We start from the raw sequence: 26,528 nt of genomic DNA, 5'->3' as shown, positions 1-26,528 counted from the left end.
ACCTTGCGGGTCCGGGTTTGGCGAATTCCAACGTGGTCTGGCTGCTGGCGGCTCAGGCAACCGCGCCGATGCGGGCACGCATCAGGCCGATGCTGTCGAGGTCGGCCTGCTCACGGGCGTTCTCTTCGGCGCGCTCGCGGGCCTGGTCGCGCTCGTCCAGGAGCTCGACCTTCTTCAGTTCCTCGAAGGCCTCGGCCAGTGCGGCCTTGGCTTCGTCGAGCTGACCCTTCAGCTCGTCGGCCGAGCGGGTCAGGTTCTCGCGGCGCTGGATCGCGGCTTTGGCATAGGTCGGATAGGCGAAGTGCGAGGGATCGTTGATCCCGGCACGCTCCTGCTCGGTCTGGATCTCGCGTTCGAGATCGACCGACATCCGCTGGAAATCGGCGATCATTGTCTCGATCTGGGTGACCCGGCGGCGCTTCTCGTCGACCTGAAACTTCTTCAGGCGGATGAGGGTATCTCGTGACTTCATCGACTCGTACTCCCCAGAAGTCCCCCCGCTGCACGTGGGACGACACCGGTCGCCCCAAAGGCCCGATTGGGGCCAAGACCGGCTCTGCTACTCTGTGGGATGGGATGATGACCGGACAAAGTTAGCGTTCCGTTTCCAAATTGCCGAGGATTTGTGCCAATTGGCGGTAGCCGTCCGCGAGGGATGCATTTTCGTCCTTGCGCTGGCGCAGGAAGGCTTCCAGCGGCTCGTGCAGGCGGATCGCCTCGTCGACCTCGGGGCTGGAGCCGGCCCGGTAGGCGCCGAGACGGATCAATTCCTCCATGTCGGCATAGGTCGCCATCACCTGGCGCGCCCGCTGGATGACGGGCCAGAACTGCGGATCCGCCGATTTCGGCATGGTGCGCGAGACGGATTTGAGGATGTTGATCGCGGGATAGCGGCCGCGCTCGGCGATCGAGCGCTGCATCACGATATGGCCGTCCAGGATGCCGCGGACGGCATCCGCGATCGGCTCATTATGGTCGTCGCCGTCGACCAGCACCGTGAAGATCGCGGTGATGGCCCCCTCCCCCAGGCCCGGCCCGGCACGCTCCAAGAGCTTCGGCAATTCGGTGAAGACGGTCGGCGTGTAACCCTTGGCGGTCGGCGGCTCGCCCGCGGACAGGCCGATCTCGCGCTGGGCCATGGCAAAGCGCGTCACCGAGTCCATCAGACAGAGCACGTCCTTGTCCTCGTCGCGAAAATATTCGGCGACCGCGAGCGTCAGATAGGCCGCCTGGCGGCGCATCAGCGCGGGCTCGTCGGAGGTCGCGACCACCACGACCGAACGCGCGAGGCCCTCCTCGCCGAGATCGTCCTGCAGGAACTCCTGCACCTCACGGCCGCGTTCGCCGATCAGCCCGATGACACTGACATCGGCATCGACGTTGCGCGCGAGCATCGACAGCAGCACCGACTTGCCGACGCCGGATCCTGCGAAGATGCCCATGCGCTGGCCGCGGCAGCAAGTGAGAAAGGTGTTCATCGCCCGCACGCCGAGATCGAGCGGGGCGCCGACGCGCTTGCGCGAATGCGCCGGCGGCGGCGTATTGCGGAACGGCATCGGCGAAGAACCCTGCGGCAGCGGCCCCTTGCCGTCGATCGGCTCGCCCAGCGCGTTGACGACGCGGCCGAGCCAGGCTGCGGACGGCCGCACCTGATTGGCGGCATTGGCAATCACCGCCTTGCAGCCGCGGCGCACGCCGTCGAGGCCGGCGAACGGCATCACGACAGCATTGTTGCCGGAGAAGCCGATCACCTCACAGGGAATGGTGCGGTTGGCGCCGGTCTCGATCACGAGCCGCGCACCGACCGACATCGCGTGAATCGGACCGGCCACCTCGACCATCAGGCCGCGGACGCCGACCACGCGGCCATAAATATTGACGCCGTCGATGTCGCCGATCTGTTCGGCAAGAGCCTTCATCGGGAGCGCGCCTTCATGTCAGGGCCTTCATGAGGTGGTCGCCTTCTTCACGGTGAAAGCCTTAAGTTTCGCCACATTTCTGAACGGCGCTTAACCTCGTGTTTACCCGCATCATTAATCATTGCGTCACTGTCTTTGTGACTGAGCGTGACTCCCCCTTCAGAAGAAGGCTGAGTCGCGGGAGTCGGTTAGGCCCGTCTCTTAAAGTGGAGCTTGAACGGAATCGGGTAACGAAAGCTGCTTCATACGCAAGACCTTAGGGCGATTCGACAAAAATTGCACGGTAGGGACTTGCGTTCCAGAATCAGAGTTTGTTAACCATCTGTCGTCAGGATCCGAATCAGTTGTTCAAAGGCGTTTTGTTGAGTGCCGCGAATGCGGCCGACCTGACGCCCAGGAGCGGCGACTATGGGGAACTGGCATGCGCGTTTTGCTGATTGAAGATGACAGCGCCGTCGCGCAGTCGATCGAGCTGATGCTGAAGTCGGAGAGCTTCAACGTCTACACGACCGATTTGGGGGAAGAAGGCGTCGATCTCGGTAAACTATACGATTACGACATTATTCTTCTCGACCTCAACCTGCCCGACATGTCCGGCTATGACGTGCTCAAGCAGCTCCGGGTCTCCAAAATCAAGACACCGATTCTGATCCTCTCCGGCCTCGCCGGCATCGAGGACAAGGTCAAGGGTCTCGGCGTCGGCGCCGACGACTACATGACCAAGCCCTTCCACAAGGACGAGCTGGTGGCCCGCATCCACGCGATCGTGCGCCGCTCCAAGGGCCACGCCCAGTCGGTCATCCAGACCGGCGACCTCGTCGTCAACCTCGACACCAAGACGGTGGAAGTCGGCGGCCAGCGCGTGCATCTGACCGGCAAGGAATATCAGATGCTGGAGCTCCTCTCGCTCCGCAAGGGCACGACCCTCACCAAGGAAATGTTCCTCAACCATCTCTATGGCGGCATGGACGAGCCGGAGCTGAAGATCATCGACGTCTTCATCTGCAAGCTCCGCAAGAAGCTGGCCAACGCGTCCGAGGGCCGCAACTTCATCGAGACCGTGTGGGGCCGCGGCTATGTGCTGCGCGAGCCGCACGAGCACGAAGAGCGCATCCCCGCCTGATCTCCTGGGTTACGTCGCGAGCCTCGGGGCTCGCTCCTCCCAGCCTGGACCCCGCCGCAAATGGCGGGGTTTTTGTTTTGGGGACGTATTCTCCCTCTCCCGCTTGGGGGTGAGGTGCGGCAGCCGCTGTCGATACGACTTCATCCCTCTCTAACGTTTGAACCACTACCCTTCCCCTGCCGACGAATGGTCGCTGCACGATGGGGAGACGATGATCCTGCAATCACTCGCCGGCCTGCCCGCCTTCCTGGTCTATTTCTGCACCGGGCTGATCGCGATCGTGGCCTATCTGTTCGTCTACACCCGCATCACGGCGCATAACGAGTTCCAGCTCATCCGCGACAACGAACCGGCCGCGGCGATCGCGCTCGGCCTCAGCCTCCTCGGCTTCGTGGCACCGCTGGTGAGCGCCATCGCGCATTCGGCCAACGTGCTAGACTGCCTGATCTGGGCGACGATCGCGCTGGTCGTGCAGGTCATCGTGTTCTTCCTCGTCAAGGTCCCGGTCCCCAGCCTGTCGGAGCGGATCTCCGCCGGCGAGCTTGCCCCGGCGATCTGGCTCGGCCTGTCCTCGCTCGCCGCGGGGCTCCTCAACGCCGCCAGCATGATCTACTGACATGGCCGACAGACCTGCCAAGAAGGTGTTCGGCAAGCGCCGGCCAGTGGCCGAGCCGCCGCCGCGGCCGCCGGTGAAGCGCTCCGGTCATGTCGCCCTCCTCGTGATGGGCACGATCGCGGTGGGCACCACCGCCTACACGCTGATGCCGCGGCAGACCTGCGAGCCCTCTCCCGGCGCCATGCCGGGCCAGACGACGACATGCAGCAGCGGCAGCAGTTCGTCAGGCGGCAGCAGCTCGCGTTGGTCATCGCGATCGAGTCTCTTCAGCAGCGATTCCTCGAGCCACTCCTCGACGGGAACGTCGTCCGACTCGAGCTCCCATGGCGTGAGCCGCGGCGGCTTCGGCTCGTTCGGCCATGGCTTCTCGGGTGGCGGCTGATCCATGCGGCGCATCGTCTGTCTCGAGCGCGACGACTGGCGAGAGACCGCAGCGCAATGCGGCTTTTCCTTCCACACCATCGATGGCGAGCGCTATTGGGATGAACGCGCCTATTACGGCTTCACGCTCGACGAGATCGAGCGCGGCATCGAGACGCCGACCGGCGAGATCGAGGCGATGTGTCTGGAGCTTGCCGGCCGTGTCATTGGCGACGAGCGCCACTTGCGGCGCTTGAAGATCCCGGAAGCGTTCTGGAGCCTGATCGCAGAGAGCTGGGAACGCGACGACCGCAGCCTTTACGGCCGGCTCGATCTGAAGTTCGACGGCAAGGCGCCGGCAAAGCTGCTCGAATACAACGCGGACACGCCGACCTCGATCTTCGAGGCCGCGGTGTTCCAATGGACCTGGCTCGAACAGGCGATCGAACGCCGCATCATCCCGGCCCGCGCCGATCAGTTCAACTCCATCCACGAGCGGCTGATCGCGGCGTGGAAGGAGATCGCGGCCGGCCGTCACGTCCACCTCACCGGCACCATCGGCAACGACGAGGACGCCGGCACACTCGCCTATCTCGAAGACGCCGCGCGCCAGGCGGGGCTCTCGACCACGCTGCTCGACATCGAGCAGGTCGGCTGGCGCGACGAGACTGGCGGCTTCGTCGATCTCGACGATGGCGACATTGCGCTCGCCTTCAAGCTCTATCCCTGGGAATGGATGTTCCAGGACGCGTTCGGCGCCAAGCTCAAGGATGCAACCACGCGCTGGATCGAGCCGCCGTGGAAAGCCGTACTCTCCAACAAGGGCATCCTGCCGCTGCTATGGGAGATGTTTCCGAACCATCCCAATCTGCTGCCGGCCTTCTTCGAGGACGATCCGCGCGCGGCGGAGCTCGGAACGTCCTATGTCCGCAAGCCGCTGCTGTCGCGCGAAGGTGCCAATGTCACGCTTGTCTCCGGCGGCATGCCGCTCGACGAGCAGGCCGGCCCCTACGGCGCCGAAGGTTTCGTGCGGCAGGCATTGTCTCCGCTGCCGAACTTTTCCGGCTTCTATCCGGTGGTGGGAAGCTGGCTGGTGAACCACGAGCCATGCGGCCTCTCGATCCGCGAGGACGAGAGCCCGATCACGGGCAACCGCTCGCGGTTTCTGCCGCATGCGATTTTATGAGGGCTCGTCATTCCGGGGCGCGACGCGAGCCCGGAATCCATAACCACGGCAGATCGAACGGTCCCACGTCTAACCGCCTGCCTATTTCGATGGCTTGTGGTTATGGATTCCGGGCTCCGCGCTTACGCGCGGCCCCGGAATGACGAGGAGAGATTCACCTCGCCGCTGCCACCTTCAATGTCGGCGGCATCAGTCCGCCCATTGGCCGGCCGGAGCGCGCGGTATTGAGCTGATAGAGGCCGCGACGGTCGGTGACGGGGCGGAACGCGTCAGTGATGCCGACGACGGACTCGGCAGCGCCGAGCAGCAGCGTGCTGTCGGGCTCCATCGCCTTCGCCATCCGCTCGAAGATCACCGCCTTGGTGTCCTGGTCGAAATAGATCAGCACGTTGCGGCAGAAGATCACGTCGAACGTGCCGAGATGCGAGAAGTCCTGCAACAGGTTGAGCTGGCGGAACTGCACCATCGCGCGAATGTCGGCATTGAGCTGCCAGAGCTCGCCGACTTGCGTGAAGTACTTCATCAGGTGCTGGATCGGCAGGCCGCGCTGCACCTCGAACTGGCTGTAAACGCCGGCCCTGGATTTCTCCAGCACCTCCTGCGACAGATCGGTGGCGACGATCTCGATGCGCCAGCCGGCGAGAGCCGCGCCCATCTCCTTCACGCACATCGCGATCGAATAAGGCTCCTGCCCCGTCGAGGACGCCGCCGACCAGATGCGCAAACTCTTGCGCGCCGCGCGCGCCTGGATCAGGCCCGGCAGGATGGTGTCGCGCAGATGATCGAACGGGATCTTGTCGCGGTAGAAGAAGGTCTCGTTGGTGGTCATCGCCTCGACTACGTCGGTCGCAAGCCGGCCGTCGCCGTTCCTGATCTTCAGCACGAGGTCGGGAATGCCTGATAGGCTCGCCTTGCGCGCGAGCGGCATCAGCCGGCTCTCGACCAGGTACTGCTTGTCGGCCGAGAGATCGAGGCCGGAGCGCTCCTTCAGGAACTTGCGCAGATAGTCGTAATCCGTCGGCGTCACGAGCGGTCTCCCGCGAACAGACGGTTGACCTTGGCGCCGATCTGGTTGAGCGGCAGGATCGCCGCGCAGATGCCGGCATTGGCCGCCGCCCCCGGCATGCCCCAGACCACGCTGGAGGCTTCGTCCTGTGCGATGACGCTGCCACCGGCTGCAACGATGTCCTTGCCGCCGCGCATGCCGTCCGAGCCCATGCCCGTCAGGATCACGGAGAGGATATTGCCATGCCAGACGTCGATGGCCGAGGTGAAGAGCGGATCGACCGCGGGTTTGCAGAAATTGACGGCCGGCCCATCGTCGAGCGAGATCGCGACGTCCGCGCCGCTGCGCACGACGCGCATATGCTTGCCGCCGGGCGCAAGGTAAATCCGTCCCGGCTTCACCGGCTCGCCGTCGACTGCCTCGCTCGCCGGCCGGCGGCTCGAGCGCGCCAGATGCTCGGCAAGGATGGTGGTGAAGGTCGGTGGCATGTGCTGGGTGATCAGCACCGGGAAGCGGTCGATCACCGGGCCGAGTTCGGTGACGAGCGCCATCAGCGCCTGAGGACCGCCGGTCGAGGAGCCGATCAGCAGCACCTTGGGTGCCTGATTGGAGAACGGGCGCGTCGTCAGCGATCCTGACGACGGAGCCTGCACAACTGGTGCGGGCGCGGCGGCCCGCGCAACGGGTCCGCGCGAGGCCGCAGCCGGGCTCGCGGGCGCCAGCGGCGGGCTCGCAACCGCAGCCTTGCGACGCAGTCGCGCGCCGAGATGGCGGATCTTCTGGATCAGGTCGTGGTGAAAGATGTCGGCGGCCGATGCCTCGCGCGTCGACTCCGGCTTCGGGATGTAGTCGGCCGCGCCGAGCGACAGCGCCTTGAAGCTGATCTCCGCGTTGCGGCGGGTCAGCGTCGAGGCCATGATGACGACGAGATCGCGCTTCTTCGCCAGCAGCTGCGGCAGCGCCGAAAGGCCGTCGAGCTCGGGCATTTCGATGTCGAGCACGGCAACGTCAGGGTTGATGCGCTCGAGCTGGTTGACCGCCTCGAGCCCGGTGCGCAGCGAGGCCGCGACCTCCATGTCGTGCTCGGCGCCGACCCAGCGCGAGATCAGACCGCGGATGACGACGGAGTCGTCGACGATCATCACCCGCAGCGGCCGCACTTCGCGCGACGGCGTCGTGGTCGAATTACTTGCGAACGCAACACTCATTGCTCACCAACTCAGACTGAAACGGTACCGTTGAAAGCAGACGCCGAAGGATCCGTTCAGCCTCCGGGGCGGCCGCTCAGATAAGGCCGACTTCCTGGAATTTCGCCGTCACGATGTCCTTGTCGAACGGCTTCATGATGTACTCGTTGGCGCCGGCATGCAGCGCGCGCGCGATATGCGCGACGTCGTTCTCGGTGGTGCAGAACACGACCTTGGGCTGGTCGCCGCCGGGCATCCGCCTGAGATGGCCGAGGAACTCGTAGCCGTCCATGACGGGCATGTTCCAGTCGAGCAGCACCGCATCGGGCAGGCCGCGCTTGCAGGCCTCCAGCGCCTTCTCACCGTCCTCGGCTTCGAGGATCTGGAAGTCGAGGCCCTCCAGGATCCGGCGCGCAACCTTGCGGATGACGCTGGAATCATCAACGACGAGACAAGTGCGCATGTGAACCTCTGCTTCCTCCCCTTTGCGGGGGCACTTCCAATTGCAAGTCCGTCGGCGACGATGCCGCCGTATCAGGCCGCCATCATCTCGGGTGCGAGTTCGAGGACGCGATCGACGTCGAGGACGACCATGAGCTGGCCGTTGAGGCGGTGGACGCCGCCGGCGAGCTTGGCCATGCGGGGGTCGAGGTTGACCGGGTTCTCTTCCTTGCCGTCCTCGGACAGGCGCAGCACCTCGCCGATCTGGTCGATCAGCAGACCATAGGATTCGCCGCGCAGGTCGACGCCGACCGCCATCGGCACCTTGCCGTCCTCGGCCCTGGGCAGGCCGAGACGGGCGCGCATGTCGACCACGGTGACGATGCGGCCGCGCAGGTTCAGGACGCCCGCGATCTCGCGCGAGGACAAGGGAACGCGGGTGACGCGCTCGGGCATGAACACGTCCTGGACGCGGGAGATCGGCAGGCCGAACAGCTGGCCGCCGATCATCGCGGTGACGTATTCGACCATGGTGCCTTCGCTTGCTTGCGTCTTGCTGGTCATCGCTTGTCTCCTGATCCTGTCTTAGGCCGCTGCCCGGCTCAGCTCGGAAGCGCCGGCAGCGCCCGCGGTCTGCTCCTTCAGCGCCGCGATCAGGCCGGGACGGTCGAACTTGGCGACATAATCGTGGAAGCCGGCCTGACGGCCGCGCTCGATCGCCGCCGGCGACACCAGCGCGGACAGGCCGATGATCGGCGTCGCGGCGAGGTTGTTGTCGGAACGGATCACTTCCGCGAACTCGAACCCGTTCATGTCGGGCATCTCGATGTCGGTCAGCACCACGTCGAAGCTCTGGGCGCGGAGCGCGGCGAGGCCCTCCTGCGCGGTCGGCGCAGTGCGGACGCGGTAGCCGGCGGCCTTGAGCACCGGGGCCAGCATGTTGCGGAAGAAGGCGGAGTCGTCGACCAGCAGCACCGACTGCGAGTGCATCGACGGCTTCATCTCCTTGCGGGTGAACCAGTCGGAGAACGCCATCGGCAGGAAGTGGCCGACGTCGATCACCTCGGTGGCCTGGCCCTTGATCACGGCCGAGCCCAGGATGCCCGAGGACGAGCCGCCGACCTCGATGTTGAGCCGTTCCTCGACGATGTCGATGATCTCGTCGACGACGAGGCCCATGGAGCGGCCGTCGTCGGCGAACACCAGGATCGGCTGGACGCCCTGGCTGGCGATGGTGACGCCTTCCATGGCCACCAGCGGCATCAGCTGCTCGCGGTACTGCACCATGTAGCGGCCGTTGCTGAACTCGATCTTGTCTGCGGGGAGCTCTTCCAGGCGGGTGACGAGCCCGAGCGGGACCGCCTTGGGCTGGGACGAGCCGGCGCGGAACACCAGCAGCGAGGTGGTCTGCTCGCCGCTGCCGATGTGATGGCCGGCCGCTTCGTCGCCCATGTCGTGGGCCGAGGAACCGGCGGCGCCGAGCGCTTTCGCAATGCCGTTGGGGTCGATGATCATGATCACCGCGCCATCGCCCAGAATGGTGTTGCCGGAGAACATGTCGATGTGGCGCAGCTTGGTCGACATCGGCTTCACCACGATCTCTTCGGTGTGGAACACGCCGTCGACCACGATGCCGAAAGTCTGGCTGCCGACCTGGGTCACCACGATGAAGCCGTTCTCGGGATCGGAGGCCGCGCCGTCGTCGATCTTGAGCAGCTTCTTCAGGTGGATCAGCGGCAAGAGCTTGTTGCGGAGCCTGAGGACCGCCGTGTCCTTGATGCGCTCGATGCGGTGCTCGGAGTTGGCGCGGGCCCGCACCAATTCCACCACCGAGAGCTGCGGGATGGCGAAGCGGTCGCCGGCGGCTTCCACGATCAGGGCCGAGACGATGGCGAGCGTCAGCGGGATCTTGATGGTGACGCTCGAGCCCTCGCCGGCCACGCTCTTGATGTCGATGGTGCCGCCGATCTGGTCGATATTGGTGCGCACCACGTCCATGCCGACGCCGCGCCCCGACACCGAGGTGATGGCGGCCGCGGTGGAGAAGCCCGGCGCGAAGATGAACTTGTGGATCTGGGCTTCGCTCATCTTCTCCAGCTCGGCCTCGGTGACGAGACCGCTCGAGAGCGCCTTGGTCTTGATCTTCTCGGTGTTGAGACCGCGGCCGTTGTCGGCGATGCAGATGATGATGTGGCCGCCCTCGTGATAGGCGGACAGGCGAATGGTGCCCTGCTCGCCCTTGCCGCTCGCCAGGCGCTCGGCGGGGGTCTCCAGGCCATGATCGGCGGAGTTGCGCACCATGTGGGTGAGCGGGTCCTTGATCAAATCGAGCACCTGGCGGTCGAGCTCGGTGTCGGCGCCGTGCATCTCCAGTTCGATCTGCTTGCCGAGCTCGCTCGACAGATCGCGGACGATGCGGGGCAGCTTCTGCCAGGCATTGCCGATCGGCTGCATGCGCGTCTTCATGACGCCTTCCTGCAGCTCGGCGGTGACGTTGGAGAGGCGCTGCAGCGGCACCTTGAACTCGGTGTCCTCGTTGCGCCTTGAGATCTCCAGCAGCTGGTTGCGGGTCAGCACCAGCTCGGAGACCATGGTCATCAGATGTTCCAGCGTATCCACGTTGACGCGGATCGACTGGTTGGCGATGCGGTCGCCCTCGGAGGCGCCCTCGTCGGCCGTCGACTTCTTCGGCGCGGCCTTCTCCCGGGCGGGTTTTGCTTCCTTCGCGACAGGCGCTTCGGGGGCGGGCTCAGCCTTTGCTTCAGCCTTTACTTCAGCCTTTACTTCAGCCTTGGCAACCGGCGCGGGTGCCGGCGCTTCGATCGCGGTCTCGCGGAAGGCGCGCTCGAGCTCGTCGAGCGAGACCTCGCCCGGGCGCAACGGGCGTTCCAGGGTCTGGTCGATCAGCGAGCCCGTGGTCAACTCCTTGGCGGCTGCAGGCTCTGCTTCGGCGAGCGGTGCTTCCGGCGCCAGCGGCGGCGACTCGGCGACAGGAGCGCTGGCAGTGCCGGCAGCCATCGCCGCCATGCCCTGCTCGACCATCGCTTCCAGCTTGTCGATGAGATCGCGGTCGTTGCCCTCAGGCTCGGCTTCGGTCGCCTCCAGGCCGGCCAGGATCTCCTTGATGCGGTCGATCGAGGACAGGATCACCGTCACCGCCTGCCCGGTCACCGGCATGCCGTCACGGAATTTGCCCATCAGCGTCTCGCCGGCATGCGCCAGCGCTTCCAGCCGCGGCAAACCCAGGAAGCCGCAGGTGCCCTTGATGGTGTGGACCAGGCGGAAGATGTTATCCAGGATCTTGGCGTTGTTCGGCTCCTGCTCGAACTTCACCAGCTGATTGTCCACGGTGTCCAGGCTCTCGCTGGTCTCCGTCAAAAACTCCCGCAACAGATCATCCATGAAAACAGGCCTTCATACAGGAAGGGCGCGCACGAGGCGTGATGCGCCATTTCGGAATGGGGCCAGCTTCACCGCAAAGCGTTTAATATTGGTTGAGTATGTGCAAAAGAACGGGACCAACAAAGAGATAAGGCGCTCCGGACAAGCCGAAGCGCCTCGTAAAGATTCGATTAAGAAGCCGAGCGCGACGCGGTTTACGAAGCGGTAACGATGATGGCTTCGCCTTCCGCTCTAAGCGTCACCGTGAGCCCGCAGGCCTGCGCGAGCAGGCGCGTATAGTAAGGCTGGATCGCATGCGCATCCGCGGCAGGGCCGCGCTCGCCGCTCAGGAGCTCGGAGATGTTCTGCGGCAAACGCGCATTGTGTCCGGTCGCAGTGATGCGAAAGCTCATCGTCTCGCCCTCGCCGATCGGGTCGATCGTCAGCATGCCGCCGCGCGGGATCGTATGCTGGGCGACGACCAGCATGTTGAGCAGCAGCTTGACGCGATTCTTCGGCAGCAGGAGCCGCGGCAGATTCCAGGTGATCGAGCACTTGCCGTCCTCGATATGGCCGCGCGCCATGGTCTGGGCATCGCCGAGATCGATCTGCGCGCCGGAAGAGCCGGCGGCGCCGAAGGCAAGGCGGCAGAACTGGAGCCGGGCCGAGGCGGTCTTGGCGCTCTTGCGAATCAGCTCGAGCGCGAACTCGCGGTCTTCGGGCTTGGGATCGTCGTCGAGCACTTCGAGCCCGTTGACGATGGCACCGACAGGGCTGATGAGATCGTGGCAGACCCGCGAGCACAGGAGCGCTGCGAGTTCGAGCATATCGGGAGCGGTAACGGGCGCGGGCGACGAGGCGTCAGACATATAAAGGGGTCCTGGAGGGTTCCTGGAATTGCACGGCGCAGGATGCCGCGAATCACGCATGCTTGACGGATGCTGCGGGTTCTAACATTCGCAAGCCCGCGGCAGCTAGCTTGCGATCGGTTCGAGGAGGCCATAAAGCGAATCAGTGGACGAGGAACGGAATTGCCGATGAATGAGGCATGCAGGTGATGCGGATCATCGACGGGGCGGCCGCATTCGGCCTGATGGAGCCGCTGACCGGGCTGGTGGTAAAGGCCGGCGAGGCGATCCTCGGCATCAACCGCGCCGCCATGCGGATCGAAGGCAAGCAGGACGGCTCGCCGGTGACCGAGGCCGACCTTGCCGCCGACCGCATCATCGCAGACGGCCTCGCGCAGCTCGCGGGCGACGTTCCGACGCTGTCGGAAGAGCGGGCCCAGCTCGCCTCCCCGCCGTTTCCGGGCAGCTTCTTCCTGATCGATCCGCTCGACGGTACCAAGGAGTTCGTCGCCGGCCGCGACGAGTTCACCGTCAACCTCGCCCTCGTGACATCGGGTGTTCCGCTGCTCGGCATCGTCAGCGCGCCCGCGCTCGGCCTGCTCTGGCGCGGAATCGTAGGCCGCGGCGCCGAGCGGGTGAGGTTCAACGGCGCAACCATCGGGGCGGCCGAGCCGATCCACACCCGCAAGCTGCCGGCGCGAGGGGAACCCTGGATCGCGGCGGTGAGCCGCTCGCATGGCGATCCCAGGAGCGAGGCGTTCATCGCCAACAGGCCCAATGCCGTCCGAAGGACGATCGGCTCAGCCGTGAAATTCGGCCGGATCGCGGAGGGCAGCGCCGATATCTATCCCCGCTTCGGGCCGACCTCGGAATGGGATGTCGGGGCCGGCTGCGCGGTCGTGACCGCGGCCGGCGGCAGGGTGACCGACGGCAAGGGCGGCGAGCTCCGCTTCGGCCAGCGCAGCGACACTGGCTTCATCGTCCCGGAATTCATCGCCTGGGGCGATCCGCAGGCGGTAAGTTGCTACTGACTGAGCTGTTCCTGAAGCGCCGGCCAGCGCTTGCCTACCTCATAGAGGAAGCGCTCGGGATTGGCGGCGAAAGCGTCGCGATTGGCTTCCCGGCTGAACAGATAGAGCCGCTGCGCCACGATCGCGAAGAAACGGGGATTGCCGGCGACGGTAACGCCGCGGGCGATGTCGGCCGGGTCATAGCCGCCGAATTGGGGTCCGTAGATCTCGGGATGAGCCAGGAAAGAGGCGCGGTTGCCCTCGTTCCGGAAGCGCCAGACAGCGCCCCAGAGATTCGCCTCGAACTCCGCCCTCCCCCGCGCGGCCGTGCCTGTGACGAAATAAGCGACGGGGTCGAAGCCCTCGATGGCGACGCCGGTGAAGCGATTGACGACGATCCGCTCGGTGGTGGCGGTCCATGCCGGCCCCCCCGAGCAGATGATCCAAAGGCCCGCCAACAGGCAGACGCGAAGGCCGATCAAGGCAATTCCGGGGCGCAAAGGGCTATCTTCCTGCCGTTGTGCCGTCATAGTTGCTACGGATAACATCCGAGTCGAGGGGACATCCGGCGCAACCTAGAGCCGCGCCTGTTGGCGTCAGGTTAAGGAAGCGACCGGATTCGGTACCAGGGGTTCTTTATGACTTTCGCATCACGCCTTGCTGCGCTCGCGCTTGCCGCGATGATCGGCTGGATCGTGCCGGCCTCCGCCCAGCAGGCGCCGCCGCCCGACCTGCCGCCACCGCAGCGGACCCCGACGCCCAGTACCTATGGGCCGGACGAGCTCGTCACGGCCGGCCACCGCTTCTTCGGCAACGTCTCGCGCGGGCTCGCCTCGATCATCGAGAAGGCGGTCAGCCAATGGGGCCTGCCCAACGGCTACATCCTGGGTGAGGAAGGCTCCGGCGCTTTCGTCGCCGGCCTGCGCTACGGTGAAGGCACGCTCTACACCAAGAATGCCGGCGACCTCAGAGTCTACTGGCAGGGCCCCTCGCTCGGCTTCGATTGGGGCGGCGACGGCGCGCGCACCATGACGCTGGTCTACAATCTGCCCGCCACCAACGCGATCTACCAGCGCTTCGGCGGCATCGACGGCTCGGCCTATATCATCGGCGGCTTCGGCATGACGGCACTCACCGCCAACAACATCGTGCTCGTGCCGATCCGCTCGGGGCTCGGCCTGCGGCTGGGCGCCAATATCGGCTATCTCAAATTCACCCCGCGCGCGACCTGGAACCCGTTCTAGGCTTCACTCCCCGTCTCCCTGCGGATCAAGGTTAACGACAGGCCAGGGCTGGCTTTTTGCCGGCCCCGCATGCATTGTCGTTGGTAAATTTTTCCTTAGCTCTGGGAGTTCTCATGGTCGAACCGATCATGTACCTGGCGATCGGTTTCCTGCTCTCGATGCTGTGCGGGCTCGCGATCGTGCCGCTGGTGCACAACCGCGCGGTGCGCCTGACCACGCGCCGGTTAGAGGCCGCCACCCCGCTGTCGATGGCCGAGATCCAGGCCGACAAGGACCAGCTCCGCGCCGAATTCGCCATGTCGGCGCGGCGGCTCGAGATGAGCGTCGAGCAGCTCAAGAACAAGACCACGAGCCAGCTCGCCGAGCTCGGCAAGAAGAGCGACGCCATCAACCGGATGAAGATCGAGCTTGGCGAGAAGAACGCCACGATCTTCGCGCTGGAGGCGCGCGAGAAGGCGGTGAAGGAGCAGCTTCGCGCCACCGAAGAGGAATTCAATGCCAAGACCGAAGCCTTGCGTGAAGCCGAGATCGCGCTGGCCGACAAGCAGGCCGAGCTCGCCAAGATCAATGCCGAGCTGTCCGACCGCTCGATGATGGCGGAGACCCGCCAGGTCGAGCTCATCGCGGTGCGCGCGCAGATCGAGGAATTGAAGAACCGCGTCGGCGATGCCGAGAAGGAATTTGCCGCCACGCAGGCGCGCCTCGCGCAGGAGCGGACCGAATCCGAGACCGCCTCGCGCGAGCTCGCCGAAGCGCGCGGCCGCGTCGAGAATCTGGGCCAGCGCGTCACCGAGCTCGATCGCCAGCTCATCGTGCAGGTCAAGGAAGCCGAAATGCTGTCCGGCCGCGTCGCCGACCTCGAGGGACGCCTCGCCACGCAGGGCAAGCTGCTCGCCGAGCGCGACTATGAGAACAACCAGCTGCGCCAGGCCAATGAAAGCAATGAGCGCACCATCAAGGAGCTGCGCGTCGAGATCGCCGCCTTGAGCGGCGGCAAATCGTCGGCTGCAGTGGAATCGCTGCGCGCGGAAAAGGCCGCGCTGGAGGAGCAGCTGCGCACCGCACGCGACGAGCGCGCCAAGCTTCAGCGCGACATCAACGCGATCCAGCAGCAGGCGGAGAGCTCCTGGGCCACCGAGCGCATGGAGAACGCGCTCTTGCGCGAGCGCATCAACGACATCGCGGCGGAAGTCGCAAAGCTCGCGATGCAGCTCGAAGGCCCGAACTCGCCGATCGAGGCCCTGCTCGCGGCCGAGGCAGGCCAGCCGGCGAAGCCGGCACCGCGCCCGGCCAACGACGCCGCGACCAACGGCGCTCCTGCGGCCCGCCTGCCCGAAGGCGGCGGAACGCTCGCCGAGCGCATCCGTGCGCTCCAGGCCCACGCCTCCCGCGCCCGCCAGCAGGGCGCGTAACCGGCCCAGAATCCGGCTTCCCCTGCGGATTGCGCGGTCGAGGCAGGTTTTCCGCCCCGGCTGCGCCTGAAAACTTGACACCTTCGGCCCGCACTTCTAAATCGCGGGCTCCGATGCACCGGCCGGCCGCAGTTGCGGCCGCCTGCATGATGGTCCCGGGCGCATAGCTCAGCGGGAGAGCGTTCCCTTCACACGGGAGAGGTCCAAGGTTCGATCCCTTGTGCGCCCACCATCCATCCTCCTGCCACCCTGCAGTATCGAACTATCCCGGACAGTTGACGGACTCAGTTGGCACTTGCCGGGAGCGTTGCATCAAAAAATCGAAAAACAACCCCATGCACAGTAGACGGCACCAGCCGGATCAATGGGTTGCGCCTTTTCCGAATCTTCGCTTGCTCCGTCGGGCAAAACAGGGGCAGGATGGCATGATCGGGGGAGAGGGTCGCCGGGCGGTCGATCGGACCTGAACGGATCACTCGCCCGATGCGGAGCCCGGCGGGCCGCTTGCGTCGCCCCGCATCAACGCTCGCGGAAAGCCCGGGCAACCTGGTCCAGGAGTGGTTTGGTGAAATACGACAGGATGCTGCGATCGTAGGTCTTGGCAAAGACTTCCGCCGGCATGCCGGGCACGAGCTTGACATTGCCGAGTCGCGCCAGCTCCTCGGGCACTATCGAGACACGGACGGTGTAGAAATTCTGACCGGTGCGTTGATCCGGCGTCACGTCGGCGGAGATACGGCTGACCTTCCCCTCGATCTCCGGCGTCGTGCGCTGGTTGAAGGCGGAGAACCGCAGGCTTGCCGTTTGACCGACGTAGAGCTGGTCGATGTCGGCCGGAGCAACCTTGGCTTCCACCATCAACAGGTCGGCTTCCGGCACGATGAGCATGACGGGGTCGGCCGGGCTTACCACGCCGCCGACCGTATGGACGTTGAGTTGATGAACCACGCCGGCTTGCGGAGCGCGTATGTCAACCCGCTTCAGTTGATCTTCGGCCGTCACCTTGCGCTCGATGAACTCGCCAATCTTGCCGTCGATCTCGCGCAATTCCTTGGCAACCTCGCTGCTGAGGTCCTGGTCGATCTGCAGGATCTGCAGCTCGATTTCGGTGACCTTGCCCCGGACCTGGGCCGTGGAGGCGATCGACTGCGCCAGTTCGCCCTTGAGACGCGCAGCTTCGCGCTCAAGGAGGGTGAGACGGTTTATCTGGACGAGATTCTTCTCCCAGAGGCCGCGCACTCCGATCAGCTCGCGCTGAATCAATTCGATTTCTTCCGCCTTGGCCTGCTGCAAAGCCGCATAGCCGCGGATTTCATCCTCGAGCTGCGCGATTCGCTGGCGAAGCTGGGATTTCTGGCCGCGACGCGCGGTGGCGCGCAACTCGAACAGCTTACGTTCGCTGCCGAGCGCGGCGGCGAATTCCGCAGAAGCGTTATCCAGCAGTTCCTGCGGAACGACGAGATGGTCGGCACCGTCTCGCTCGCTGGCAAGACGAGCCTTGCGGGCGCGCATCTCGTCCAATCCCTTCGTATAGATGGCGAGGCCGGCACGCAGGGCGGTTTCGTCGAGCCGCACCAATGTCTCACCGGCACGGACATGGTCGCCTTCACGAACCATCAGCTCTCCAACGATACCGCCGGTCAGATGCTGGACTTTCTTGACATTGGAGTCGACCACCACCGATCCAGCGGCGGTGACCGCTCCCGACAGCTCGGTCGTCGCGGCCCAGCCGCCGATACCGCCGGTCAACCCCGCCGCCAGAATGATTCCGGCGAGCAGATGATGGCGCATGCTGCGATCTTCGCCGTATATCGCGGCGGTCATGTGGATGCGGCCGGTTGAGGGACGACGACCTTGAACGGCGCGGCAGGCGGCCCGGCTGGCCCGGCTTCCCGCCTCGCCAGCAGCGACTGCACTTCTTCCTTGGGCCCGAAGGCCTGCTGCCGGCCATGGAACATCGTCATCACGAAGTCCACGGCAACGAGCGCGCTGGAGCGATGTGCGACGATGACGACAACACCGCCTCGGGCCCGAACGGCGAGAATTGCGCGAGTCAGCGCCTCTTCGCCCTCGATATCCAGGTTGGAATTTGGTTCGTCGAGCACGACCAGGAAAGGATCTCCATACAGCGCCCGCGCGAGCGCCACACGCTGTCTTTGGCCCGCCGACAATAGTGCGCCCTGTTCGCCGATCTGGGTATTGTATCCATCGGGCAGGCTGACGATAAGCTGGTGGATGCCGGCGGCATTGGCAGCGGCAAGGATCTGCTCCATCGAAGCATCGGGCGCAAACCGTGCAATATTCTCGGCGATGGTACCCTCGAACAATTCGACGTCCTGAGGCAGGTACCCGATATGATTTCCCAGTGCGTCAGACGACCATTGCTCGAGCGATGCACCGTCGAGCCGGATAACGCCGCGTGATGGCCGCCATGCGCCGACCAGGGCGCGCACCAACGAGGATTTTCCCGAGCCGCTGGCGCCGACAATCCCGAGCCCGCTGCCTGCCTTCAGATGAAAGCTGACATCGGCAACCAGGAGCTTTTCCGATCCAGGGGCCGTGACCGACAGCTTGTCCACGACGAGGAGCCGTGCCGGAGGCCGCAGAGGCAGCTTGTCGGCGGACACCGGCAACGCCGACATGAGCCCGGTGAGGCGCTGCCAGCTTTGGGCCGCGGCGATGAAGTTCTTCCAGTTGCCAATCGTGACATCCACGGGTGCAAGTGCGCGCCCCGTCAGGATCGAACTGGCAATGATGATCCCGCCGGATGCTTCCTGTCGAATGACCAGATAGGCCCCAACTCCGAGCACGGCCGATTGCAGCATCATCCGCAGCATCCGTCCCGTGACCCCGAACCCTCCCGAGATATCGTTGGCGATCCTTTGCTGCCTGCGATGCGCATCGCCCAGCTTGCGCCACCGCTCCAGAAACCGGGACGACATCGACATTGCGATCAGGACTTCCGCATTGCGACGACTGGCTTCCGCAAGGCGATTGCGTGCGGCGGCATAGCTCGACGCCTTCCGGACGGATTGCCGCGACAGTCGATCGGTGAACAGCGTCAGCATCACCAGCACGAGTGCACCGCCGAGCGCTGTCATGCCGATCAGCGGATGGAAGGCAAAGCAGATGGCGAGGTAGAACGGCAGCCAAGGCAGATCGAACAGCGCAGGCAGACCGGAGCCCGACATCACCGATCGAACGGTGTCGACGTCGCGAACCGGCTGCAGTCCGTCTCCACCGCCGCGCGTGCGAAGCGGCAGGCGAACCACCAGATCGTAAATGCGGTCACCGATGCGCCAGTCGATCTGGTTCCCGATGCGAACCAGCATTCGGCCGCGAACCACCTCCAGTGTGCCCTGAAAGACGAACAGCAAGGCCGCAATGATCGTCAGGCCCACCAGCGTGGATACGCTGCGGCCAGGCAGCACGCGATCATAGACCTCCAGCATATAGAGGGAGCCGGTCAGGCTAAGGATATTGATCAATCCGCTGAACGCTGCAATGCCCACAAGGGCCGTGCGGCACGATCGAAGGGCGGCACGCAGCTCCGATCCTGCATCCGTGGAAGGGCCTGCTTGCGTAGCCAACATCACACGCAATTACTCCGCGGCTTACGATGAGGTGATTGTTCCGAACCGACTGCCCTTCACCGAAGAAGCGATGAAACTGCTCCTAACTGTCGATGATTCATGACAGCCGTTTGACAAAAGCAGAGGTGCCGGCCGGGGAGCCCGGCACCTCCACATTGAGCAATAATCCTCGTCGGGCGACTGGCGTCAGACGAGATATTGGTGGATCAGTTGCAGCTGGCCGCCTTCGACGAGCTCGCCTCCTACATTGAGGTGAGACTGGCTGTCGATCAGGTAGACGTTTTCCCCGGCGTTACCGAGGATATGCGTGACGTCGATGATGCCCGATGCCTCTTCGTCCTGGGTCTGGAAGTTCGCAGCTCCCGTAACGAAGCGGCTCGGATCGTGCTCGGCAAGCTGTGTGAGCGCGTCGGTCGCGGGATCATATTGCCAGACCTTGCCGAGGTGGGCGTTATTGCCGACGTCCTCGGACAAAATGACCTTGCCGTGCGAATCGACGGCAATGTTGTCGAGCATCTTCTGACCTTCGCTGCCGTTGAGGAGCAGCTTGATGGTGCCGCCGAGCTCGGGGTGCGACGCGTCGGTGAAGTCCAGCGCCCAGAGCTGGCTCGGTGCGTTGAACGCATTCGTCGACACGAAGTAGAAGCGGTTGGGGTTGAGTGTATCCCACGCGCCATCCTCCGGCCGCAGGAAGCTCGTCACGCCCGCAGTTTCGCTGTCCGCATCGATTTGCGCACCGGTTTTGCCGCTAACGTCGCCGAGATCAATCATGGTGAAGGCGGACTTCTCGTCGGTACCCAGCGCACTGGTGCTGCTCGGCGCATTGTTCGCGGAACCTTCGAACTCGCTGACGTGAATTCCGAGCAGATGGCCTCCGGTCAGCCCGGCCTTTTCGACAGCATTTCCGGTCGCCTGCTTGGTGCCGGAATAGAAGTAGACTTGGCCGTTCTGGCCGTCATCCAGCGCGGCGACGACGGTCTTGTCCCCGGTGTGTGCATTGGCGACCACGTTCTCGTAGGCCATGTTGCCGAGCCAGGCCAGCTCGTAGCTGTTACCATCCTGGGGACCGCCGACGACGTGAGCGAAGGCCCGTCCCTCGACGCCCCCCTCTTCACCATTGAGATACAGCCTGCCGTCGAAACCGAGCCCCGTCTGCGCGTTGTAGAACGCGCCCGAATCCGCAAGATCTGCCGAGCAGAGTCGGTTGAACGTCACTGGACTGTTGCCGGCGTTGTGGTCGACATAGGTGCCGCCCTCGTACATCCAGACGTCATGGACGAGGTCCTTGCCCGAGACGACCTGCAGAGTCGTCTTGTCAATGACCCACTCCGACACGAACGAGCCGGTGCCGCCATGCTCTCGGGCAATTCCGGCCGTTCCGGGAAGCTCATGGTTCATCAGGACGGTGAAGGTGCCGTCGCCATTATCGAACGCGCCGAGGCCGTCCGGAATGCCGGCCATCTTGTAGCCGTTCACGCTGTCGCCGGTCGTCAGCAGCGACTCGGTATAGACGTGCGAATTGCTGCTGAGCAGGTAGGGCGTCTGTGAGCTCGACGCGCCCGTCACCTCGTTGGAAAGAATGAACTGCTCGGCGTGAAGATCGGAAATGCGGGCATGCTCGATGATCAGCGCGTCGCCATTGCCGAGATTGATCTGCACGTGATGACCGACCTGGCGCGCGGAATTGATGAGCGTCTGAAAGGATGGAATGTCGAAGTCGCGGACGTCGATGCGATCGCCCGCTTCAAGCCGCTCGATCGTGTCCACGCCCATGCCCTTGCGGAGCAGGAACTTGTCGTTGCCGTCGTCGCCGCTCAGATGATCCCGGCCCGCGCCGCCAAGCAGCAGATCCCGGCCGCGACCGCCATGCAGGTCGTCATTGCCATCGCCGCCGATCAGGGCGTCATTGCCGCTTTCGCCGAACAGCGCATCGTTTCCCTTGCCGCCGTCGATCCAGTCATTGCCGCGGCCGCCGAGAACGATGTCATTGCCGAGGCCGGCGACGATCGTATCATTGCCGCCGAAGCCGAGGATGATGTCGCTGTGGTTCGACCCTGGAATGGCGTCGTCTCCGTTGGTTCCGAACTTGATCTTTTTGAATGGACCGACGTGGCGATGATCGTCGTGGTGATGGTGCGACATGCTTGCTCCCTGGCTGTTTGGCTTGGTACTGGCACGAACGCTCCGTTAACCAACGGCTGTGACGTTGACACGACATCGATATGAATGGGCCATGCCTGCATTTGGCTCGAGTTGATTATTCGGCGACACGTCAGGGCACGGGTTTTGCCCAGGACGATCCCGAGGCCGAAACCGATGCACTCGGCTCTATGAGCTACCCGCACGCGATCGTCGGCACGGCACACGCTGCGAGGACTGGATTGCGTCGCTTCCGCCGTCGCTGTTCGAGCTATGGCGGACAGGCCGCTTGCAAGGCCGGAGCAAGCCTCAGGCGGCCCGCGCCGCCCGCCAGGCCGCGTAGAGACCGACGAGGGTGCCGATGGCGACCAGCCCGGCCGCGAGCAATACCTGCAATCGCCCGTCATCGGTGGGGCCTACGGACGACACAAGTCGGGTCACGATGACGAACAATACGCCGACAGAGGCTGCTGCACCCAGGCAAAGATGGGCGAGCTCTCGTGTCAGGTTTCCGCCGAGAAGTCCGAGTGCCGTGAAATACATCGCGCAGGCGTTTGGATGAACGAACAAGGCGACGCGCGCGTAGGGACCGTAGGCGTGAAGAAGGGACTCACATCGACGCAGCGCCGCTTTCGAAGCAACCCGCTGCAGGAGCGGCCTGAAAAAACGAGCCTGTCCGTAACTCAGAACGGCACCGACGAAGATGGCCAGCCACGCCACGATAAAGACGGAGACATCCGCGGACTTCGGATTGAGCGCCACCGACATCAGGATGAGGGCGGTCCCGGGAAAGTAGCCGAAATACGGAAAGACCGACTCCAGGAGCACGCAGACGAACATGAAGACCAGAAACCATGACGAACCGGTCGCACCCTGGACGATGGCGTTCAGGTCGAAGAGGTTCGTCCTGTACAGGACGAGGTACATGCACATGGCCAGTCCAGCCAGCGCGTAAAACGGTGCCGCTCCCGCCAGAAAACGTCTCATCCAACCAACGCACTTCGTTCGGCGGGCACAGCGGAGACCATCGGTATCGACAGAAGACGACCGAAACGCCTCGCAGGCCGAATTCCGGCACGGCTGCCGGGGCTCTGCTTCTTTCGTGCTGCAGGTACCATGGTCTCCGTTCCGGACAGCTCTAGCGCGATGGACATCAGGGTGGATCGACTTCGCGCCTCAGCTTCCTGTTGGCGCATGATATTTCCGGAGAACCGCTTTGCATTTTGCGCTAACGTGGTCCTTCGGGTCCGGATCATGCTTTAGGCGAATGAGATTGCTCCTGTCGAGCACCCTTTGCTCATGCAATCCCCGCCTCACCCCGAGCACGCCTACGCAATCGACAGAATCTCGATCTCCTGGCTGCCCGAACCCACGACGTCTCCGGCCGCCTTTCCCATCAGCGACCTCGCGACCGGCGAGACGAACGAGATCGAGCCGGCTTTTGGATCGGCTTCATCCTCGCCGACGATGCGGTAGGTCTGCACGCGGCCATCAGTTCGGCTGAACGTTACCGTGCTGCCGAAGGCGACGACGTCGGTCGAGGTCGGATCGGGCATGACCTGCGCGGTGCGCAGGCGTTCGGTGAGATAACGGGTGTCGCGCAGGGGCACGGCCGACTGCCGGCGCTTCTCGTTGACGTCATCGATGCGTTGCGCGGCTTCATAGGCCTCGCGCGCTTCGGCAAGCTGCGTCTGCAACGCCTTGTGGCCTGCTTCGGTCACGAGGTTCGGATGCGGCGAGATCGGGCGATCCGGCAACAGCGTCTCGGACGCGGTTTCGGCGCTCTCTTCCTTGGTAAAGGCGACGCTCAATTGAAGATCCTGTCGAGCTGTTTGGGATGGCGACGCCGCGCGCCGCCGATTGCACTGAACTATATCTCAAGTTCGACGAAACGGCGCAGCTTGAAGACAAGGTCCGGCATGGCCTGGCGGAACCGCGTTGCATTCTGAAAACTGGTCGAAAACGGGGCGAAGGTGAGCATGGCGTTCCAGTTCCGGTAGCCGTAGACCGTAACCGAGACGCCAGAGCTCGGGAAATCCTCCAGCTTGCGCAGTTCGCCGAGCACGAGATCGGCGATCGCCTCGGCCGGCAGCAGGCGCTTGCCGTCCCGCGTGGTTGTGATTTGCGCGGGCGGCTCGACCGGCTTCGTGGCAGCCGGCGCGTCATCGGCCGCGTTCTCGGCATTGGCCGCTGCCGGATCGGAGCTGGACGTCTCGACCGGCTCCAATCCATCCGCCGGCACAGTCGGCGGAACATCGGCGAGCGGCAGCGGTGCAAGACTGTCTGCGCGCCTGTTGCCTCCCAGGATGCCGCTGATCATCGCCACAAGGCCAGCGTCCTTCACCTCGTCATTCATTGCTCCCCCCGGGACCTCAGTCTACTCCAGCACCGCTCCCGCCGCTGCGCGATCCGCTACCGCTTGTCGAACGGAATATACTGCTGGTACTGCTTCGGCACTGAGCTGCGGTAGCGCGCCGGCACGGTGCCGGTGTCGATCGAATGATCGATCTCCTGCCGCCGGGTCATCTTCTTCGCAGGCTTCTTCGACGCGCTCTTGTTGGCGTCGGTCGGCTGGCTGGAGCTGTCGGTGGTGGCGCTTGGCGCTGTCGTCGTCGCGGCCGGCGCAGCACTTGTCGCGGGAGGCGTAGCGGTTCCACCGGCGGCCGGAGCGCCCTGCGCCAGCGCAAGCGGCGTCTGCATCATGAGCACCAGCGCGGCCGTTGCAACCAGCAAATATGACTTCTGCATCAGAACCTCCAACATGCCTGATCCGAATAAGGGCAAGCCTAGTCCCGCGGGATCGAGGCGTGCAAGTTCGTTGGATAGCTTGGAACCTGCGCGCGATCTGTGGTGGAGATCACATTACCCGCCACCGGCTGCGTCAGAATGTACCTCACCTCGAACGCATCCGGCGTCGCGGACACCAACCCAGGCATGACCGTGCATCAGACAGCCCACCGGGAACGCCAAGGCACGGCCGTTCCATCCCACGCTCGAAAGGAAAATTGAAATGCGTCGCACCATCCTCACGCTTGCATCCTTCGCAACCTTGATCGCAGCGTCATTGTCGGCCGCTCCGGCCCAGGCCGCAAACGACAGATATTGCCTGCAGGGCCGCAACTGGGGCTATCCCGGCAACTGCCAGTTCGCCAGCTACCAGCAATGTGCCGCCACGGCCTCCGGCACGTCGGCCTATTGCGGCATCAACCCGCGCTACGCCTACTCGCAGCCGTATCGTTACTGATGACGCGGCGGCTGAAGACATGGCGGCGTGCGTGAGAGCGCACGCCGCGCGCCCTGGGCCGCGATCAACCGCTCGAGCATCGCGCGCGCAGCGACATCATCACCGGACTCTCGCGTGTGGTGCCAAGTTGTCACAACCGCCCTAAATCCGCTGCGCGGGCGAGGTTGCAGATTGCTCCGTTCGCAGCAAATCACCACAATCCACCTCAAAGTTTCATTCCGATTCGCAGGATATCCAGACAAGCAGGCTGAGGACGTCGTGCACAAGGCAGCATTCATCGCATCCGGCCTCTTCATGCTCGTCGCTCCGGCAGTCGCCGCCGATCTGCCGATCAAGGCTGTCAGGGCTCCCGAGCCGCTCAATCTTTGGCAGGTCGAGGTCGGCGCACGGTACTGGTACAGCATCGGCCGCACCGCTTACGACTTGCACACCAGCGGCTCGCGATCTTCCCCGGTCATCTCACGGCTCGACTATCACAACATGAGCACGCATTCGGGAGAGGTTTTCTTCCGGGTCGACAGCCCCATGAAGTTCTTCGTCAAGGGCTACGGGGGATTTGGAGGCATCACCGGCGGCACCATGAACGACGAGGATTTTCCTCCGTTCTTCAACGGGCCGTACACAAAGACGGAGAGCCAGACCCGCGGTTTTCTGGGCTACGCCAACCTCGATATCGGCTACTCCTTTTACGAGTCCCACCCGGTCAATGCGGAGCCGCGCCTTCGTCTGGGTGCCTTCGTCGGCTACCATTACCGCGGCGAACTGGCCGATGCATGGGGCTGTCGACAGACCGTGTCTGGCGGTCAAATCTGCGAAGGTGCCAACGCCCTCGCCGGCAGCGTCAAGGTCATCACCGAGCGAGACATCTTGCACTCGGTACGCGCCGGCGCCGTGGCCGATCTCTGGTTTACGCCGGCGCTCAAGCTGACCGTCGATGCCGCCTACACTTATTCCGACGTGAGAGCTTTCGACACGCATTACTTCACCTTCGGCACCGAGCCCTCGCGCGGCTACGGCCATGGCTTTCAGCTCGAGACGGTCATGTCCTACGCCGTCACGCCCAACGCAAATGTCGGAATCGGCGCCCGGTACTGGCACACCGGGATCAACGACTTCACCGAGCCTGCGGGCGGAGCGGGGCAGGCGCAGACCTATCAGGTCGACCGATACGGCACTTTCGTCCAGAGCAGCTTCAAGTTCTGAGCGAGGAAATTCGGGCCGAGCCCAACAGGGACCCCAAGGCTGCGTTCTGTTCGCCGGCGCCCTCACGAGGTCCCGACAAGACCGGCGTCATTCAGCCGCTTGGCGAACCACACCGCCAATGCCCGGTCGGGCACCCCGCCGAAATAGACGTCCGACACCATGACGCCGGTTCTATCCAGCACCAGCAGCACGCCGATCGTGTAGGCGAACCAGACATTCGGATCGGTGAGTGCCCTCAGCTTGTGCTCGTCATGCTCCAGCGGCGTATGATTGTTCGCCTTGCGGATCTCGACGGCGAGCAGATTGTTCGGGATCTCGCGCTGATGCACGACGACATCGGGGTAGATCGACTTGCCGAGATGATCGTCGGTCGAGATGATGGTGCCGTGCGGCAGGTGCAGCGTGCGCTCGCCGAGCCGGTCGTAGTTGCAATCGACTGACCAGCCCGAAAACTGCTTTTCCAGATACACGGCGAAGCGGTGCGTGACCGCGCGCTCGCCGATGTCCTTCTCGAACAGGAAATCCTCGTGGGCGTAGAAGTCCTGGAGCGCCGCGATCACCTTGTTCAGCTCGGTCTGCATCATGCCTCCGGGCTCACGGCGCTCTGTCTGTTGAC

The 26,528-nt window shown here is 64.2% G+C and carries 26 protein-coding genes, 1 tRNA gene and 1 pseudogene; 10 read left to right on the top strand and 18 right to left on the bottom strand.

What is annotated here, in order from left to right; translation table 11 throughout:
* Nucleotides 1-52 precede the first annotated feature (52 nt).
* Together fliJ and fliI are read right to left on the bottom strand one after the other, a co-directional pair.
* Nucleotides 53-472 (bottom strand): flagellar export protein FliJ, encoded by a 420-nt coding sequence (gene fliJ / locus ACSHT2_RS26430; protein WP_011084990.1) that lies wholly within the window; start codon nucleotides 470-472, stop codon nucleotides 53-55.
* Between the two features lie 121 nt (nucleotides 473-593).
* Entirely contained in the window at nucleotides 594-1,919 is a 1,326-nt protein-coding gene (gene fliI, locus ACSHT2_RS26425) for a flagellar protein export ATPase FliI (protein WP_440637503.1), read from the bottom strand.
* Nucleotides 1,920-2,340: 421 nt separating this feature from the next.
* Between fliI and ctrA the strand changes: the two genes are divergently transcribed.
* From ctrA to ACSHT2_RS26405, 4 genes are all read left to right on the top strand, one after another.
* Nucleotides 2,341-3,042, top strand: coding sequence for a response regulator transcription factor CtrA (gene ctrA / locus ACSHT2_RS26420; RefSeq protein ID WP_008138878.1), 702 nt, complete (start codon nucleotides 2,341-2,343; stop codon nucleotides 3,040-3,042).
* A gap of 211 nt (nucleotides 3,043-3,253) precedes the next feature.
* On the top strand, nucleotides 3,254-3,658 hold the full coding sequence (locus ACSHT2_RS26415; protein ID WP_124161042.1) for a DUF350 domain-containing protein: 405 nt from the start codon (nucleotides 3,254-3,256) through the stop codon (nucleotides 3,656-3,658).
* Between the two features lies 1 nt (nucleotide 3,659).
* Nucleotides 3,660-4,040 (top strand): hypothetical protein, encoded by a 381-nt coding sequence (locus tag ACSHT2_RS26410; RefSeq protein ID WP_440637500.1) that lies wholly within the window; start codon nucleotides 3,660-3,662, stop codon nucleotides 4,038-4,040.
* A gap of 3 nt (nucleotides 4,041-4,043) precedes the next feature.
* The gene (locus ACSHT2_RS26405; RefSeq protein ID WP_440637498.1) at nucleotides 4,044-5,204 is read left to right on the top strand and encodes a glutathionylspermidine synthase family protein; all 1,161 of its coding nucleotides are present in this window, start codon (nucleotides 4,044-4,046) and stop codon (nucleotides 5,202-5,204) included.
* Nucleotides 5,205-5,358: 154 nt separating this feature from the next.
* Here the strand turns inward: ACSHT2_RS26405 and ACSHT2_RS26400 are convergent, their stop codons facing one another.
* The 6 genes from ACSHT2_RS26400 to chpT all read right to left on the bottom strand — a co-directional run bounded on the left by ACSHT2_RS26400 (nucleotide 5,359) and on the right by chpT (nucleotide 12,088).
* The gene (locus ACSHT2_RS26400) at nucleotides 5,359-6,231 is read right to left on the bottom strand and encodes a CheR family methyltransferase (RefSeq protein WP_440637496.1); all 873 of its coding nucleotides are present in this window, start codon (nucleotides 6,229-6,231) and stop codon (nucleotides 5,359-5,361) included.
* Entirely contained in the window at nucleotides 6,228-7,418 is a 1,191-nt protein-coding gene (locus ACSHT2_RS26395) for a protein-glutamate methylesterase/protein-glutamine glutaminase (RefSeq protein ID WP_440637494.1), read from the bottom strand. The genes ACSHT2_RS26400 and ACSHT2_RS26395 overlap by 4 nt, the downstream gene beginning before the upstream one ends.
* A gap of 76 nt (nucleotides 7,419-7,494) precedes the next feature.
* Nucleotides 7,495-7,860 (bottom strand): response regulator, encoded by a 366-nt coding sequence (locus tag ACSHT2_RS26390; RefSeq protein WP_007600538.1) that lies wholly within the window; start codon nucleotides 7,858-7,860, stop codon nucleotides 7,495-7,497.
* 71 nt (nucleotides 7,861-7,931) lie between these two features.
* Entirely contained in the window at nucleotides 7,932-8,402 is a 471-nt protein-coding gene (locus tag ACSHT2_RS26385) for a chemotaxis protein CheW (RefSeq protein WP_440637492.1), read from the bottom strand.
* 21 nt (nucleotides 8,403-8,423) lie between these two features.
* On the bottom strand, nucleotides 8,424-11,240 hold the full coding sequence (locus tag ACSHT2_RS26380) for a hybrid sensor histidine kinase/response regulator (protein ID WP_440637491.1): 2,817 nt from the start codon (nucleotides 11,238-11,240) through the stop codon (nucleotides 8,424-8,426).
* A gap of 194 nt (nucleotides 11,241-11,434) precedes the next feature.
* A complete protein-coding gene (gene chpT / locus ACSHT2_RS26375; RefSeq protein ID WP_440637490.1) occupies nucleotides 11,435-12,088 on the bottom strand; it encodes a histidine phosphotransferase ChpT in 654 nt (217 codons plus the stop codon).
* 179 nt (nucleotides 12,089-12,267) lie between these two features.
* On the opposite strand from chpT, the gene ACSHT2_RS26370 reads away from it, so the two are divergent.
* A complete protein-coding gene (locus ACSHT2_RS26370; protein WP_440637488.1) occupies nucleotides 12,268-13,098 on the top strand; it encodes a 3'(2'),5'-bisphosphate nucleotidase CysQ family protein in 831 nt (276 codons plus the stop codon).
* Here the strand turns inward: ACSHT2_RS26370 and ACSHT2_RS26365 are convergent.
* The gene (locus tag ACSHT2_RS26365; RefSeq protein ID WP_440637487.1) at nucleotides 13,092-13,577 is read right to left on the bottom strand and encodes a YHS domain-containing (seleno)protein; all 486 of its coding nucleotides are present in this window, start codon (nucleotides 13,575-13,577) and stop codon (nucleotides 13,092-13,094) included. The genes ACSHT2_RS26370 and ACSHT2_RS26365 overlap by 7 nt on opposite strands.
* A 138-nt stretch (nucleotides 13,578-13,715) precedes the next feature.
* Between ACSHT2_RS26365 and ACSHT2_RS26360 the strand changes: the two genes are divergently transcribed.
* The 3 genes from ACSHT2_RS26360 to ACSHT2_RS26350 all read left to right on the top strand — a co-directional run bounded on the left by ACSHT2_RS26360 (nucleotide 13,716) and on the right by ACSHT2_RS26350 (nucleotide 15,965).
* Nucleotides 13,716-14,321: a DUF1134 domain-containing protein gene (locus ACSHT2_RS26360; RefSeq protein ID WP_271527693.1), complete on the top strand. Its 606-nt coding sequence runs from the start codon at nucleotides 13,716-13,718 to the stop codon at nucleotides 14,319-14,321.
* Between the two features lie 113 nt (nucleotides 14,322-14,434).
* Entirely contained in the window at nucleotides 14,435-15,733 is a 1,299-nt protein-coding gene (locus ACSHT2_RS26355) for a hypothetical protein (protein WP_440637485.1), read from the top strand.
* A 157-nt stretch (nucleotides 15,734-15,890) separates the two neighbouring features.
* Nucleotides 15,891-15,965, top strand: a tRNA-Val gene (locus ACSHT2_RS26350).
* Nucleotides 15,966-16,252: 287 nt separating this feature from the next.
* Here ACSHT2_RS26350 and ACSHT2_RS26345 read toward each other — a convergent pair.
* The 8 genes and pseudogenes from ACSHT2_RS26345 to ACSHT2_RS26310 form a co-directional block, all read right to left on the bottom strand.
* Entirely contained in the window at nucleotides 16,253-17,557 is a 1,305-nt protein-coding gene (locus tag ACSHT2_RS26345) for an HlyD family type I secretion periplasmic adaptor subunit (RefSeq protein ID WP_440637483.1), read from the bottom strand.
* On the bottom strand, nucleotides 17,554-19,326 hold the full coding sequence (locus ACSHT2_RS26340; protein WP_440642937.1) for a type I secretion system permease/ATPase: 1,773 nt from the start codon (nucleotides 19,324-19,326) through the stop codon (nucleotides 17,554-17,556). The genes ACSHT2_RS26345 and ACSHT2_RS26340 overlap by 4 nt, the downstream gene beginning before the upstream one ends.
* 186 nt (nucleotides 19,327-19,512) lie before the next feature.
* Nucleotides 19,513-20,985, bottom strand: coding sequence for an alkaline phosphatase PhoX (locus ACSHT2_RS26335; protein ID WP_440642936.1), 1,473 nt, complete (start codon nucleotides 20,983-20,985; stop codon nucleotides 19,513-19,515).
* A 183-nt stretch (nucleotides 20,986-21,168) separates the two neighbouring features.
* Nucleotides 21,169-21,468 (bottom strand): annotated as a pseudogene (locus tag ACSHT2_RS26330) (calcium-binding protein); the annotation flags it as partial.
* A gap of 306 nt (nucleotides 21,469-21,774) precedes the next feature.
* On the bottom strand, nucleotides 21,775-22,452 hold the full coding sequence (locus ACSHT2_RS26325) for a hypothetical protein (RefSeq protein ID WP_440637482.1): 678 nt from the start codon (nucleotides 22,450-22,452) through the stop codon (nucleotides 21,775-21,777).
* Nucleotides 22,453-22,793: 341 nt separating this feature from the next.
* A complete protein-coding gene (gene greA / locus ACSHT2_RS26320) occupies nucleotides 22,794-23,276 on the bottom strand; it encodes a transcription elongation factor GreA (protein ID WP_440637481.1) in 483 nt (160 codons plus the stop codon).
* 59 nt (nucleotides 23,277-23,335) lie between these two features.
* Nucleotides 23,336-23,821 carry a hypothetical protein gene (locus ACSHT2_RS26315; protein ID WP_440637479.1) on the bottom strand — a complete coding sequence of 162 codons (486 nt, stop codon included), beginning with the start codon at nucleotides 23,819-23,821 and terminating at the stop codon, nucleotides 23,336-23,338.
* 56 nt (nucleotides 23,822-23,877) lie between these two features.
* Entirely contained in the window at nucleotides 23,878-24,213 is a 336-nt protein-coding gene (locus tag ACSHT2_RS26310) for a hypothetical protein (RefSeq protein WP_440637477.1), read from the bottom strand.
* 262 nt (nucleotides 24,214-24,475) lie between these two features.
* Between ACSHT2_RS26310 and ACSHT2_RS26305 the strand changes: the two genes are divergently transcribed.
* Entirely contained in the window at nucleotides 24,476-24,709 is a 234-nt protein-coding gene (locus ACSHT2_RS26305; RefSeq protein ID WP_440637475.1) for a DUF3551 domain-containing protein, read from the top strand.
* A gap of 258 nt (nucleotides 24,710-24,967) precedes the next feature.
* Nucleotides 24,968-25,912 carry a hypothetical protein gene (locus tag ACSHT2_RS26300; RefSeq protein WP_440637473.1) on the top strand — a complete coding sequence of 315 codons (945 nt, stop codon included), beginning with the start codon at nucleotides 24,968-24,970 and terminating at the stop codon, nucleotides 25,910-25,912.
* 62 nt (nucleotides 25,913-25,974) lie between these two features.
* On the opposite strand, the gene ACSHT2_RS26295 is transcribed toward ACSHT2_RS26300, so the two are convergent.
* A complete protein-coding gene (locus tag ACSHT2_RS26295) occupies nucleotides 25,975-26,493 on the bottom strand; it encodes a hypothetical protein (protein ID WP_440642935.1) in 519 nt (172 codons plus the stop codon).
* Between the last annotated feature and the right edge of the window lie 35 nt (nucleotides 26,494-26,528).

This window comes from Bradyrhizobium sp. PUT101 (genome assembly GCF_052043945.1).
Taxonomy (GTDB): Bacteria; Pseudomonadota; Alphaproteobacteria; order Rhizobiales; family Xanthobacteraceae; genus Bradyrhizobium.
This window is presented reverse-complemented; position numbering and strand designations above follow the sequence as displayed.